The sequence below is a fragment of the Pseudomonas sp. Xaverov 83 genome (genome assembly GCF_019352905.1).
GTDB lineage: Bacteria > Pseudomonadota > Gammaproteobacteria > Pseudomonadales > Pseudomonadaceae > Aquipseudomonas > Aquipseudomonas yamanorum.
In genome coordinates this window covers 25,918-37,899 of the sequence record NZ_JAAAFU010000020.1, presented here as the reverse complement: position 1 = coordinate 37,899, position 11,982 = coordinate 25,918, and the positions used below count along the sequence as shown (strand labels likewise).

General features: G+C 63.1%; 12 protein-coding genes. 5 read left to right on the top strand and 7 right to left on the bottom strand.

Annotated elements, in window-relative coordinates; all coding sequences use genetic code 11:
* Nucleotides 1-56: 56 nt before the first annotated feature.
* From dsbG to dsbD, 3 genes are read right to left on the bottom strand one after another with little or no spacing between them, the layout of a single operon-like run.
* Nucleotides 57-818, bottom strand: coding sequence for a thiol:disulfide interchange protein DsbG (gene dsbG, locus K0H47_RS08615; protein WP_063028360.1), 762 nt, complete (start codon nt 816-818; stop codon nt 57-59).
* Nucleotides 794-1,663 (bottom strand): TlpA disulfide reductase family protein, encoded by an 870-nt coding sequence (locus K0H47_RS08610; RefSeq protein ID WP_063028362.1) that lies wholly within the window; start codon nt 1,661-1,663, stop codon nt 794-796. The genes dsbG and K0H47_RS08610 overlap by 25 nt, the downstream gene beginning before the upstream one ends.
* Entirely contained in the window at nt 1,663-3,393 is a 1,731-nt protein-coding gene (dsbD, locus tag K0H47_RS08605) for a protein-disulfide reductase DsbD (protein WP_063028364.1), read from the bottom strand. The genes K0H47_RS08610 and dsbD overlap by 1 nt, the downstream gene beginning before the upstream one ends.
* 175 nt (nt 3,394-3,568) lie before the next feature.
* On the opposite strand from dsbD, the gene K0H47_RS08600 reads away from it, so the two are divergent.
* From K0H47_RS08600 to K0H47_RS08580, 5 genes are all read left to right on the top strand, one after another.
* Nucleotides 3,569-4,249, top strand: a complete 681-nt coding sequence (locus K0H47_RS08600) for a response regulator (RefSeq protein ID WP_003209011.1) — start codon at nt 3,569-3,571, stop codon at nt 4,247-4,249.
* Nucleotides 4,249-5,568, top strand: coding sequence for an ATP-binding protein (locus K0H47_RS08595; RefSeq protein ID WP_017479473.1), 1,320 nt, complete (start codon nt 4,249-4,251; stop codon nt 5,566-5,568). Before K0H47_RS08600 ends, K0H47_RS08595 begins: the two co-directional genes overlap by 1 nt.
* A 122-nt stretch (nt 5,569-5,690) precedes the next feature.
* A complete protein-coding gene (locus K0H47_RS08590; RefSeq protein ID WP_219272381.1) occupies nt 5,691-6,464 on the top strand; it encodes an N-acetylmuramoyl-L-alanine amidase in 774 nt (257 codons plus the stop codon).
* A 150-nt stretch (nt 6,465-6,614) separates the two neighbouring features.
* Nucleotides 6,615-8,015: an aspartate aminotransferase family protein gene (locus tag K0H47_RS08585; RefSeq protein WP_218264243.1), complete on the top strand. Its 1,401-nt coding sequence runs from the start codon at nt 6,615-6,617 to the stop codon at nt 8,013-8,015.
* 80 nt (nt 8,016-8,095) lie between these two features.
* Nucleotides 8,096-8,320, top strand: coding sequence for an MbtH family protein (locus K0H47_RS08580; RefSeq protein ID WP_003209001.1), 225 nt, complete (start codon nt 8,096-8,098; stop codon nt 8,318-8,320).
* A 149-nt stretch (nt 8,321-8,469) separates the two neighbouring features.
* Here K0H47_RS08580 and K0H47_RS08575 read toward each other — a convergent pair whose 3' ends face one another.
* The 4 genes from K0H47_RS08575 to K0H47_RS08560 are packed head-to-tail and all read right to left on the bottom strand — an operon-like array spanning nt 8,470 to nt 11,976.
* The gene (locus tag K0H47_RS08575; protein WP_219272378.1) at nt 8,470-9,417 is read right to left on the bottom strand and encodes a metal ABC transporter solute-binding protein, Zn/Mn family; all 948 of its coding nucleotides are present in this window, start codon (nt 9,415-9,417) and stop codon (nt 8,470-8,472) included.
* Nucleotides 9,417-10,316: a metal ABC transporter permease gene (locus K0H47_RS08570; RefSeq protein WP_029300631.1), complete on the bottom strand. Its 900-nt coding sequence runs from the start codon at nt 10,314-10,316 to the stop codon at nt 9,417-9,419. The genes K0H47_RS08575 and K0H47_RS08570 overlap by 1 nt, the downstream gene beginning before the upstream one ends.
* Nucleotides 10,313-11,059: a metal ABC transporter ATP-binding protein gene (locus tag K0H47_RS08565; RefSeq protein ID WP_219272376.1), complete on the bottom strand. Its 747-nt coding sequence runs from the start codon at nt 11,057-11,059 to the stop codon at nt 10,313-10,315. The genes K0H47_RS08570 and K0H47_RS08565 overlap by 4 nt, the downstream gene beginning before the upstream one ends.
* Nucleotides 11,056-11,976: a metal ABC transporter substrate-binding protein gene (locus K0H47_RS08560; protein ID WP_219272374.1), complete on the bottom strand. Its 921-nt coding sequence runs from the start codon at nt 11,974-11,976 to the stop codon at nt 11,056-11,058. The genes K0H47_RS08565 and K0H47_RS08560 overlap by 4 nt, the downstream gene beginning before the upstream one ends.
* Nucleotides 11,977-11,982 lie beyond the last annotated feature (6 nt).

Here is an 11,982-nt window from a genome sequence, read left to right as displayed (position 1 = left end):
GGAACCAATACCCGCCATCACCCAAATAACGGATATGCCCCCCACCCAGCCAGAGACTATTTCGGCCCGAGAATCTTCACCAGCTTATCCGGCGAAGGCGCCCCTTGCTGTTGCTGCAACCCTCCCTTGTCATCCAGATAGAAAATCGCCGGCGTGGCCGACAACTCCAGCTCATCCATCAGCTTCATGTTCGAATCAAGCTTGGCCTGGATATCCGCCGGGATCTTCTCCAGCGGCTGCAGCTTGCTGCCCTTACCGGCAGCCTCATGGGTTTCAAGGGCCTGCTGCGGATCCTTGGCTGCAAACAGCGCCGCCGACTTGCCGGGGCTGTCCTCACGAATAATCCCCACCATGATATGCCGCAGCTGCACCTTGCCCGACTTCACCCATGGCCGCGCCTGCTCCCAGAACATATTGCAGTACGGGCAGTTCGGATCACTGAACAAATAGACGATGCGCGGCGCATCTTTGTTGCCATCCTGGATCCAGCTACTGTGTTCCATCTTGGCCCAGACCTCCTTGGCCATCGGCGCATACACCAGCTTTTCCAGGGGCGCAGTGCTCAGGTCATTGCCGTCGGCGTCGTACAGGTTGCCGGCGATCACACTTTTACCGTCGGCAGTCAGGTACAACGCCATGCCACGGTTCTGGTATTGCGCCGCATAACCCGTGAGGCCGCTGGGGGCATCGAACTTGCCGATAATCTTGGCACCCTTGGCTTCAATGTTCTTGATCGGCGCCGGCCAATCTTCAGCCTGGACGAGGGTGGCAGCCAGTGTCAGGGGCAAAAGGGTCAGCAGGTGGCGGAGGCGGAGCATGGCGAATTCCTTGTGGTAGCCGGCTGGGCCGGTTTAGCGGTGGTCGGCTCGAAGCGCTCCATGGCGCGGGCCAGGCTGGCCTGGGACAATTCGCCCAGGTGGCTGTTGATCAGGCGACCGTCAGGTTGATAGAAGAGGGTGGTGGGCAAGGCCATGGAGCCGACGGCCTGACCCAGGCGGCCGCTGGCGTCGAACAGCACGTTGTCCAGGTTCAGGCCCTGGGTCGCCAGGTAGGTGGCGACGCTTTGCATGCTTTCGGCCTGGTTGACGAACAGGAAGGTCACGTCCGGGCGTTGGCGCTGGGCACTTTCCAGTACCGGCATTTCGCGCCGGCACGGCGGGCACCAGGTGGCCCACAGATTGATCACCAACGGGCCGCCCTTGTAGTCGGCCAGTTGCACGGTTTCGCCATTGGCGTTGCGCAGGGTGATGTCCGGCAGGTGCGTGCCTTTTTCGTAGAGGGTCAGGGACAGGCTGGTCAGGGCCCAGAACGCGAGGCCGGTGATCACGCCTGCGCTCAGGGGCTTGCGCAGCAGCGGGCGGCGCCAGCCGTAGATCAGGGCGCCGAGGATCAGCGCGATAACGCCGGGCCAGGCGAGAAAACCGCCGTCCCGCAGGTCGACGATTTGCAACGGGTCATTCTGGTAATACGACCAGTACATCAGTACGAAGCTGACGCGTGCGGCGAGCATGCCCACCAGAAACAGGGTGAACAGCACCGACTCCGGGTTCTCGCCGCCGCGCTTGGCCACCCGCCAGCCCACCAGGGTGGCGAGGATCAACGCCGTGATCAGCAGCAAGTGATTCAGGGCGATGGCGAAGGTGCCGATGGTCAGTGTCAGCATCAGAGGGCTTCCCGGGCTTGGGTCCAGCGTTGCAGGAAGGCGGCGGCGTCGACTTCGCCGGTGATGCGCTGGGCGCGGCGCTCTTCACCATCAGGGCCGATCCAGACGAAGCTCGGCGGGCCGGGGACTTTGTAGCGGCCCAGCAGCTCGCGGCTGGCGGCGTTGTCGGCGGTGACGTCGAGGCGCAGCAGGCGCACATCCTTGAGGGCGTCCATGACTTCGGGTTTGCCGAACACCTGTTTTTCCATGATCTTGCACGACACGCACCAGTCAGCGTAGTAGTCCACCAGCACCCATTGGCCTTGGGCCTTGGCGCTGTCGAGCTGGCTTTGCAGCACGGCGGGGTCGTTGATGGTCATGAAGGCCTCATGGGCGCTGGGGGCACCGGCCACCTGCGAGCCGCTGTAGACTTTCAGCGGTTGCCACAGGTCGTCGCTGCCGCCGGCCGCGCCGATCACCAATACGCTGCCCCAGAGGCCGAGCACCAGCGAACCGGCACCGAACAGCATGGCGGTGCGCCCGAAGTCCTGGGCCAGGCGCCAGCCGCAATAAGCCATGACCAGTGCGAGCACACCCCACAAGCCGAGCCACAGGGTTTCACCGACCACCGGGCGAATCATCAGCACCGCGGTGGCGAGGAACAGGAAGCCGAAGATGCCCTTGAGGATGTTCATCCAGGTGCCAGGCTTGGGCAGGAAGCGGTTGCCCACGGTCACCAGCAGCAACAGCGGTACGCCGATGCCGATGCCCATGGCAAACAGGATCAGGCCGCCATGCAGGGCGTTACCGCTTTGGGCGATATACAACAGGGCGCCGGCCAGGGGCGCGGTCATGCACGGGCCCACCAGCAAGCCGGACAAGGCACCGAGCACGCCGGCACCCACCAGGCTGCCGCCGCTTTGGTTGCGGCTGACGTTGTCGAGGCGGTCCCGCAGGAAGGCCGGCAGTTGCAGTTCAAAGAAGCCGAACATCGGCAGGGCCAGGATCACAAACAACGCGGCGAAGCTGCCGAGGATCCAGGGAGTTTGCAGCAGGGCGGCGAGGTTGCCGCCGAGTAGCGCGGCCAATACACCGAGGGCGGCATAGATCAACGCCATGCACACCACGTAGCTGGTGGCCAGGGCAAAGCCGCGCCGTGGGCTGGCGCCGCTGCCTACCACAAGGCCGGCGAGAATCGGCAACATCGGCAAGGAACACGGGGCAAAGGCCAGCAGCAGGCCCAGGCCGAAGAACACCAGCAGGCTCCAGCCCAGGCTGCGCTGTTGCAGGCCGCTGGCCAGGCTTTGGTCCTGAGCCTGGCCGGTGGCGGCTACGGCGGGGTTGCCACCCAGGTCAACGGTGATTGATTGCGGCGGGTAACACAGGCCGGCATCGGCGCAGCCTTGCCAGCCGAGTTTGACCTGGCCGGTGGCGCCAGGGGGAATCTTCACTTCCAGGCCCTGGCGATACACCTGCTGCTCGCCGAAGAACTCGTCGCTGTGGGCTTCGCCTTGGGGCAGTGTCGGCTTTTCGGCCAGGCCATCGAATTTCATGCGCTGCTGGTACAGGTAATAACCGTCGGCAATCTGCCAATACAGCTGGGTTTCGCCGGAGGCCAGACGCTCGGAGGTAAAGGTGAAGGCTTTGCCCACCGGAAGGAAGTCGGGTTTGGTCTCGAATGGATTGTTGCCCGGAGCGGCCTGGGCGAATCCAGCAAACACTACCAGCAGAAAGATAAACAGATGCCGCATGATCAAGCCTTAGTTCGAAGCAAGTGGGACACACAATGTGTGGTGTTGATTAACCGATGATTAACCGGGCTATCCTAGACAGCAGGGATTATCCGGGTTTACGCGGGCTGGCGGCATAATGTGCGCTTAATCCACTCCCTTTTTAATCACCTTCACATTTTGCAAAGGGTTCACCATGCACGTACTGGTCTGTGAAGACGACGAACTGATCGCCAGCGGCATTGTTGCCGGGCTCAGCGCCCAGGGGCTGACCGTCGAGCGCGTCGGCACGGCTGCCGCTGCCCGGGCGATGCTCAAGGTGGCGGAGTTCGACGTGATGGTACTCGACCTCGGCCTGCCGGATGAAGACGGCTTGAAGCTGCTGCAGCAATTGCGCAGCCAGGGCCTGGAGATCCCGGTGCTGATCCTCACCGCGCGGGATTCGGTGACCAACCGCGTCGACGGCCTGCAAGCCGGTGCCGACGATTACCTGCTGAAACCCTTCGACCTGCGCGAACTCGCCGCACGCCTGCACACCCTGTTGCGCCGGGTAGCCGGGCGCAGCGTCAACCTGATCGAACACGGGCGCCTGACCTACAACCCCAGCAGCCGCGAAACCCTGTTGGGCGGGGAGTCGGTAGACCTCTCCCGCCGCGAGCAGGCGTTGTTGCAGGCCCTGCTGCAAAACCGCGGCCGGGTACTCTCCAGCGAGCAGCTCAAGGACAGCGTTTACGGGCTTAACGACGAACTGGAAAGTAACGCCCTCAACGTGCACATCCACCACCTGCGGCGCAAACTCGGTAACGGCATCGTCGAGACCGTGCGTGGCCTGGGCTATCGCCTGGGCCCGGCTGACGGTGGAGAGGACGCTTCGTGATGAGCCTGCGCCTGCGGCTGACCTTCAAGCTCGGCGCGGCCTTTGTGCTGATCTGGGCCCTGGCTGCCGCGTGGATGCTCAACGATCTGCGCAACCAGATGATGTTTTCCCTCGACCAGCGCCTGGTGGCGTCGGCGCGTATGGTCGCGGGGCTGATGGAGCAGATGCCGGGGCTGTCGAGCACGGGTGAGGGCGCGCACTTCAGCGCCGAACAATTGAATGTACCGGGTGGCATGGCGTGCCAGGTCAGCTCCTTGCGCGGGGTGGTGCTCGCCCGCAGCCACACCACCCCGGATCAGGGCCTGGAGTCGCGCAAAAGCGGCTTTCGCGACCAGATGATTGACGGCGTGGGCTGGCGCAGCTTTACCCTGTCCCGTGGCGATTTGTTTATCACCACCGCCGACCGGCAGGTGGAGCGTGAAGCCTTGAACCTGTCGATCCTGCTGGCCGCTTCGGTGCCGGTGGGGGTGGCGCTGCTGGGCTGCCTGTGCCTGTTGTGGCTGGGGATCGGCCAGAGCCTGTTGCCACTCAACCGCATGCGTGACGCCTTGATGCGTCGCAGTGCGGACTCCCTCGAACCCTTGCAGATCAGCCCGCTGCCCAGCGAACTTAAACCGCTGCTCGACACCCAGAACCAACTGCTGCAACGCATCGCCAAGACCATCGAGCGCGAACGCCGCTTGACCGGCGACGCGGCCCACGAACTGCGCAGCCCCTTGACCGCGATCAAGACCCACCTGCAAGTGGCACGCATGACCGAAGGCGCCGCCCGTGACCAGTCCCTGGCCCATGCCGAGGAGGGCGCCGACCGCTTGCATCGCACCCTCGAGCAGTTACTGCTGCTGGCGCGGGTTGAAGGCAGCCTGTCGTTTGATGACGGCCTGCAATCGAGTGCCGAACAGGTCGCACAATTGGCGATCCAGGACGCCAATGGTGGCGACAATCAGCGCATTGACCTGATCCTGGCGGACGGTCTGTCCGAAAAACCGGTGGAAATGCCGGTGGGCCTGGCCGTCGCCGCCTTGCGCAACCTGCTGGACAACGCCTTGCGCCACACCCCGCCTGATACCCGGGTGGAACTGAGTGTGTCCAGTGCTGGCGATAATGTGGTGTTCCGGGTACGTGACCACGGCGCGCCGATTTCCAGCGAAGACTTGCAGCACCTGACCCAACGCTTCTGGCGCAATGGCAACAGCCCCGGTTGCGGCCTGGGGCTGGCGATTGTGCAGGCGATTGTGCAGCGTTGCTCGTGCTCCTTGAAATTCGACAGCCAGGCAGATGGCATGCGTGTCGACCTGGGCATGCCGTTGCGTCGCTGAACTTTCTTTTCACGGCACAAATAGCTACCGCTACCCTCAAGCGCAACGCTTCAGGATGGCGGTCATTTTTTTGTGTTTGAACGGGCTGAATGACTCAGCCTGTGTTGAAAAGGACAGCGCCTATGTTGGTCATCGATTCCACGTTTCCCGCAAAAAGCTTTAACCAACGCAATGGCGAAGCTGTGCGCCAGGTGATTGTGCATTACACCGCAGCGCCCTTTGCCTCGTCATTGCGTACGCTGACCCGCGACGGTGTCAGTGCTCACTACCTGTTGGTTGACCCCCATGACGCCAGCTACCGCGCCGCCGGTTACGACGAACTGCGGGTGTTCCGCCTGGTGGACGAAGCGCAGCGTGCCTGGCATGCCGGTGCCAGCCACTGGGCCGGTCACGACAACCTCAATAGCCGCTCGATCGGGATTGAAATCGTTAATCAGGCCCGGGATGACGCTGGTGTGTTTACCTTTCCCGCGTATGGGCCTGAACAGATCGACGTGTTGATTGCCCTGATTCGCGACATTCAGGGGCGTTACCCGGCGATCGGTCCTACTGACATCCTCGGCCACTCGGACATTGCCTATTGGCGCAAGAGCGATCCCGGCCCTCGGCTGCCTTGGCGCTGCCTGTTCGAGGTGGGGGTGGGTGCCTGGTTCGATGAGTCGGCCAAGATGGCCTATCAACGCCGGTTCGACATCGGCCTGCCGCTGGAGGTTGAAGCCGAACGGGCGTTTCAGCGTTACGGTTATGCCCCAGCGAAAAATCGCCTGGGTTTTCAGCAGCGCGTCCGCGCGTTTCAGATGCATTTTCGTCCCGCTGACTACAGCGGGCGGCTGGATGCAGAGACCTGCGCAATCCTGTATGCGTTGAATGAAAAATACACCGGGGTTGCCGGGTAAATCCGCTAAAGCGGTTTTTAACGACCACAGGTGTAAATCCTCTGCTCGCTGATGCGTTTCCAGAACAGGAAATCCGTGCGTTGCCCTTGGGCCAGACGCCAACGGGTTGGCAGTTTGGTCACCATCATCAGCGTATTGAGGGATCTGGAAATGTCAGTCGCTACCAGCCGTATTGAAGAGACCCAAGCGGTCCCTGCGGAAACGCTCTACCAGTTCGACGAAACCCCGCTGCTGGCCCGCCAGCGCCAGCAGGAATCCAATGCCCGCAGCTACCCTCGGCGCATTCCCCTGGCACTCAAGCGCGCCCGCGGGATTTACGTCGAGGACGTCGAAGGCCGCAGCTTTATCGACTGCCTGGCCGGTGCCGGCACCCTGGCGCTGGGGCATAACCATCCGGTGGTGATCGAGGCGATTCGCCAGGTGTTGAGCGATGAATTGCCGTTGCACACCCTGGACCTGACCACACCGGTCAAGGATCAGTTCGTGCAGGACCTGTTCGGCCTGTTGCCGTCGGCGCTGGCGCGGGAAGCCAAGATACAGTTCTGCGGCCCAACCGGTACCGATGCAGTAGAAGCCGCGCTGAAACTGGTGCGCACCGCCACCGGTCGCAGCACGGTGTTGTCGTTCCAGGGCGGTTATCACGGCATGAGCCAAGGTGCCCTGAGCCTGATGGGCAGCCTGGGTCCGAAAAAACCGCTGGGTGCCTTGCTCGGTAATGGCGTGCAATTCCTGCCGTTTCCCTACGACTACCGTTGCCCGTTCGGGCTGGGTGGGGCGGAAGGGATCAAGGTCAACCTGCATTACCTGGAAAACCTGCTCAACGACCCCGAGGCCGGTGTTTTGCTGCCGGCAGCCGTGATCGTTGAAGTGGTGCAGGGCGAGGGCGGCGTGATCCCGGCCGATCTCGACTGGCTGCGTGGCCTGCGCCGTATTACCGAACAAGCCGGTGTGGCGTTGATCGTTGACGAAATCCAGAGCGGCTTTGGTCGTACCGGCAAGATGTTTGCTTTCGAACACGCCGGCATCGTCCCGGACGTGGTGGTGTTGTCCAAGGCTATCGGCGGCAGCCTGCCGCTGGCGGTGGTGGTGTATCGCGACTGGCTCGACACCTGGTTGCCGGGCGCCCATGCCGGGACCTTCCGTGGCAATCAGATGGCCATGGCCGCCGGGTCGGCGGTGATGCGCTACCTCAAGGACCACGACATTCCCGCCCACGCGGCGGCGATGGGTGAGCGCCTCGGCGAACACCTGCGCATTCTGCAGCGCGACTTCCCGCAGTTGGGGGACATTCGTGGCCGTGGGCTGATGCTCGGGGTTGAACTGGTGGACCCCGCCGGTGCGCCCGACACCCAAGGCCATCCGCCGGTGCATCGCCAACTGGCGCCGCTGGTACAGCGTGAATGCCTCAAGCGCGGGCTGATCCTTGAACTGGGCGGTCGCCATGGCAGCGTTGTGCGTTTCCTGCCGCCGCTGGTGATTACCGCCGCAGAAATCGACCGTGTGGCCGAGATCTTTGGTCGCGCCCTGGCGGCAGCGGTCGCCAGCCTCTAATTTTTTACCGGGCTGGCACGTTCTTTCTTACATCAGCTGTGCGTGGTGCGCAGCCAGCCTTACACCGACGGAGAACAGCAATGACCTCAGTATTCGACCGCGAAGACATCCTGTTTCAGGTAGTGGTCAACCATGAAGAACAATATTCCATCTGGCCCGACTACAAGGCCGTGCCGGAAGGCTGGCGCACCGTGGGCAAGAGCGGGATGAAGAAAGAGTGCCTGGCCTACATCGAAGAAGTGTGGACCGACATGCGCCCGTTGAGCCTGCGCCAGAAGATGGACAGCCAGGCGTTGGCGGGCTGATCCAGGTCTCGGGCACAACACAGATCCAAATGTGGGAGCGGGCTTGCTCGCGAAGGCGTCGTGTCAGTCACTGTATGTGTTGACTGTCACACCGCTTTCGCGAGCAAGCCCGCTCCCACATTTACTGTGTTTTGCCTGTGAGAGGCGCGTTACAGCGTCTTGATCACTTGATCCACATTGCCCTCCAGCTCTGCCACCGGGTCGGCGCCATCGGTGCCCAGCACCAGCAACTTCGCCCCACCCGCCGTGACAGCCGCCTGCACCGCATCGCTTGGCTTGCGGTGATGCAGCACCACGGCCACCTCATTCTCCTTCAAGCCTTCGCTCAGTTGCTGCAACGCCTCGGGTGTCCACTCGGTATCAGCCCGCGCATCGGTGCTGACCAGTTCCAGGTTCAAGCCACTGACGAGGTAACCAAAATGATCGCTCAGGCTGGCCACCGTCAGGTTATCGGCCTTGGCCAGTCGCGCCTCGCTGTCGGCAGTGAGCTTGAGCAAGCGTTGCTTGAGCGCGGCCAGGTTGACCTCGATCTGCGGCTTGGCCTCGGGGGCCAGGCGACTCAGGTCGGCGGCCATCACATCGGCCATGCGCCCCATGTTGTTACTGGCCTGCCATGGCTGGCTGTTCAGGCCGTCGGTGGCGCCCGGCTGCACGGCAATTCCCGGCAAACCACCGTCCACCGGGCGGGCGGCGTCGACTTCTACGATGCTGATGTTACTGCGCCGGGCCACCGGGTACAGCGGGTCATCCGGCCACAACGAGCGCAGGCCGATGGCCGCGTCGGCGTCCAGTGCCAGGGTGTTCAATGCCTGCGCACCGCGCCCGGTGAAATAGGCGATTTGCCGTGAGCCGGGCAGGTTGGCCGGTGCCGCGCGTTCAAGCTGCACGTCGGTGCCTTTGAGCAACACCTGCGCCAAGCCATAGGTGATCGGCAAGGCGGCGAGGACTTTCACCGGCTTTGTCGCCTGGGCCTTGTTCAAGGCAGCATGGCCGATGCCTTGGTTGGCGGTGATCTGTAGCGGCTTGACGCCGTCGGCGGCGAATGCCGGTGTGGCAATGGCCAGGGCCAGCAGCAGTGGTCGAAACATCGGGCGCATTATCCAAGATTCCCTTTCAGGCTGGGGACCGTGCCGCGAGCAATGGCGGCGAGGGCGAAGGCGATACCGGCGACCAGGATGATCGCGGCACCGGACGGAATCGGCAGGTCAAAGATGATTGGCAGCAGGATCCCGCACAGGGTGCTGACGGTGGCGATTACCACCGAGATCCAGAAGAAGCCCTTGAGTGACTGGCTCAACAGGCGTGCGGCAGCCGCCGGGATCACCAGCAACGCACCCACCAGGATCGCGCCGATGACCTTGACTGCTGCAACGGTGATCAGCGTCACCAGGATCACGAACAGATAGTCCAGGGTCTTCACCGCCACCCCGCGTACCGCTGCCAGTTGCGGGTTGAAGCTGGCGAGCATGATGCGGTTGTACAGCGGCAGGGCCAGGGCCATCACCAGTGAGCCGACAATTGCCAGCACCAGCAAGTCATTGCCATTCACCGTCAGCACTGAGCCGAACAGCACGTTTTCCAGGATGTGCACATTGATCTTGCCCGCCAGAATCAGCAGCAGGCTTGCCCCCAGGGCCAGGGACACCGAGAGGAACACGCCGATCAAGGTATCCGGCGCCAGACCGGTGCGGTTGCGCAAGTAGTTGAGCAGGATCCCGAACAACAGGCAGTAGCCGAACAGGCTGCCGTAAGGCCCGGTGTAGGGTTCCCCCAGCAGAATACCCACGGCCACCCCGGTCAGTGCGGCGTGGCCCACGGCTTCGGAAAAGAACGCAAAGCGCTTGACCACCACCAGCGTGCCCAGACCGCCCAATACCGGGCCGATCAGCAGCCCGGCGAGCAGCGCGTTGACCACAAACCCATAGGCGAGCGCTTCCGGCAAATACCCGGAAGACGCCCAGCCCTGGACCATCAAGCGAAAGGCTTCGTAGCTCATAAGGCCGGGCTCCGTGGGTGGGTGGAGAACAGGGTCAGCAGGCGGTCCGGGGTCAGCGCCTCCTTGGGCGTCGCATCGAACAGCACGCGGCGGTTCAGGCCGGTAACGCGGTCAGCCAGGCGGCCGACGGCTTCCAGGTCATGCTCGATCCACAGCACGGTGATCCCGGCCTGGCGCCAGTCGTTCAACAGGCGCTCGAACACCTGGATGCCAGCTTCATCCAGCGCCGACATCGGTTCGTCCAGCACCAGCAATTGCGGCGCCGGGATCAAGCCCTGGGCCAGCAGCACCCGCTGGCGTTCCCCGCCAGACAACGCGCCCATGCGCCGTTTGCGCTTGTCCTGCATGCCAACCCGCTCCAGTGCGTCGCCAATCGCGGCAGCGTAGTGTTTGGACAACCCGAGAAACGCCGGACGCCGCTGGCACATCGCAGCCATGAAGTCGTCGACGGTCATCGGCAAGCCCCGGTCGAACTCCAGCGCCTGGGGCACATAGCCGATGGTGCCGGGTGCGTCCGGCCAGTGCAGGCTCAACTCGCCCTGGTGCGGCGTTTGCCCCAGCAGGGTCTTGATCAGCGAACTCTTTCCGCCGCCGTTGGGGCCCACCAGCGCATGAATACTGCCGGGCTGGACCTGGAAGCTCACCGCGTCGAGGATCACCGTGCGGCCCAGGGTCAGCGCCACGTTATTGAAGTCGAGGGTCGGGCCAACGCTGGCCACGCTCAAGTGTTCAGCCGCCGTCATGCCCCGGACTCCTGAATGGCCCGCACCACGGTATTGAGGTTGCCGGTCATTTCCACTTCGTACTTTTTCGCGCTGTAGTCGCCATAGGAGATGTGCGACAGCGGGTACAGCTTCACGCCTGATTCACGCTGGATGGTGTCGACGTAGCTGGACGGGAAGTCCATCTCCGAGAAGATCACTTTCACATCCAGTTCCCGCAGTTGGTCGATGGTTTTCTTTAACTGGCTGGGGCTCGGCTCGATGCCGTGGGCCGGTTCCACCACGGCGGTGACTTCCAGGCCGAACTCCCGCAGCAGGTAGTCATACGCCGCGTGCACCGTGGCCACCCGCAGGTCAGGGTTGGGTGCGCTGGTGAGCTTGGCCAGGGCGTCGGCGCGCATCTGGCGCAGGCGCTTGCCGTAGGCCCGGGCGTTCTGGGTGTAGGTCTTGGCGTTGTCCGGGTCGAGTTTGCCCAGTTCCCGGGCGATGTTGTTCACCTGGGCAATCGAGGCGCTGATGGACAGGAAGGTGTGCGGGTTGACCACCTTGCCGGCACCGCGGGCGGCGTTGCCGGTGGCGGCCAGCAGCGGCACGTTGGCGTTGGCTTCGATCACCGGGATGTCCGGGCGCTCACTGGTGGCGATCATGCGGTCGGCGAAATCGTCATGGCCGACACCATTGAGCACGATCACATCCAGGGTGCCGATGCGCTTGATGTCTTCGGCACGAGGTTCGTAGGCATGGGGATTGAAGCCGGCCGGAATCAACGGCACGACTTCGGCTTTGTCCCCGACGATATTGGCCACGTAGCTGTAATAAGGATGCAGGGTGATGCCGATGCGCAGGCGTTTGGCAGGGTCGGCACTCGCGAATGGGGCCAGCAGCACGGTAATCAGGCCGACCAGCACCAGACGTAATAATGGAGATGAAATAGACATGGTCTT

Bases quoted from the DNA above. Each gene is read 5' to 3' on its own strand.
- K0H47_RS08570 (WP_029300631.1), bottom strand. From the start codon at position 10,316: ATGAGCTACGAAGCCTTTCGCTTGATGGTCCAGGGCTGGGCGTCTTCC.
- K0H47_RS08580 (WP_003209001.1), top strand. From the start codon at position 8,096: ATGACCTCAGTATTCGACCGCGAAGACATCCTGTTTCAGGTAGTGGTC.
- dsbD (WP_063028364.1), bottom strand. From the start codon at position 3,393: ATGCGGCATCTGTTTATCTTTCTGCTGGTAGTGTTTGCTGGATTCGCC.
- K0H47_RS08565 (WP_219272376.1), bottom strand. From the start codon at position 11,059: ATGACGGCGGCTGAACACTTGAGCGTGGCCAGCGTTGGCCCGACCCTC.
- K0H47_RS08610 (WP_063028362.1), bottom strand. From the start codon at position 1,663: ATGCTGACACTGACCATCGGCACCTTCGCCATCGCCCTGAATCACTTG.
- K0H47_RS08585 (WP_218264243.1), top strand. From the start codon at position 6,615: ATGTCAGTCGCTACCAGCCGTATTGAAGAGACCCAAGCGGTCCCTGCG.
- K0H47_RS08560 (WP_219272374.1), bottom strand. From the start codon at position 11,976: ATGTCTATTTCATCTCCATTATTACGTCTGGTGCTGGTCGGCCTGATT.
- K0H47_RS08575 (WP_219272378.1), bottom strand. From the start codon at position 9,417: ATGCGCCCGATGTTTCGACCACTGCTGCTGGCCCTGGCCATTGCCACA.
- K0H47_RS08600 (WP_003209011.1), top strand. From the start codon at position 3,569: ATGCACGTACTGGTCTGTGAAGACGACGAACTGATCGCCAGCGGCATT.
- dsbG (WP_063028360.1), bottom strand. From the start codon at position 818: ATGCTCCGCCTCCGCCACCTGCTGACCCTTTTGCCCCTGACACTGGCT.
- K0H47_RS08595 (WP_017479473.1), top strand. From the start codon at position 4,249: ATGAGCCTGCGCCTGCGGCTGACCTTCAAGCTCGGCGCGGCCTTTGTG.
- K0H47_RS08590 (WP_219272381.1), top strand. From the start codon at position 5,691: ATGTTGGTCATCGATTCCACGTTTCCCGCAAAAAGCTTTAACCAACGC.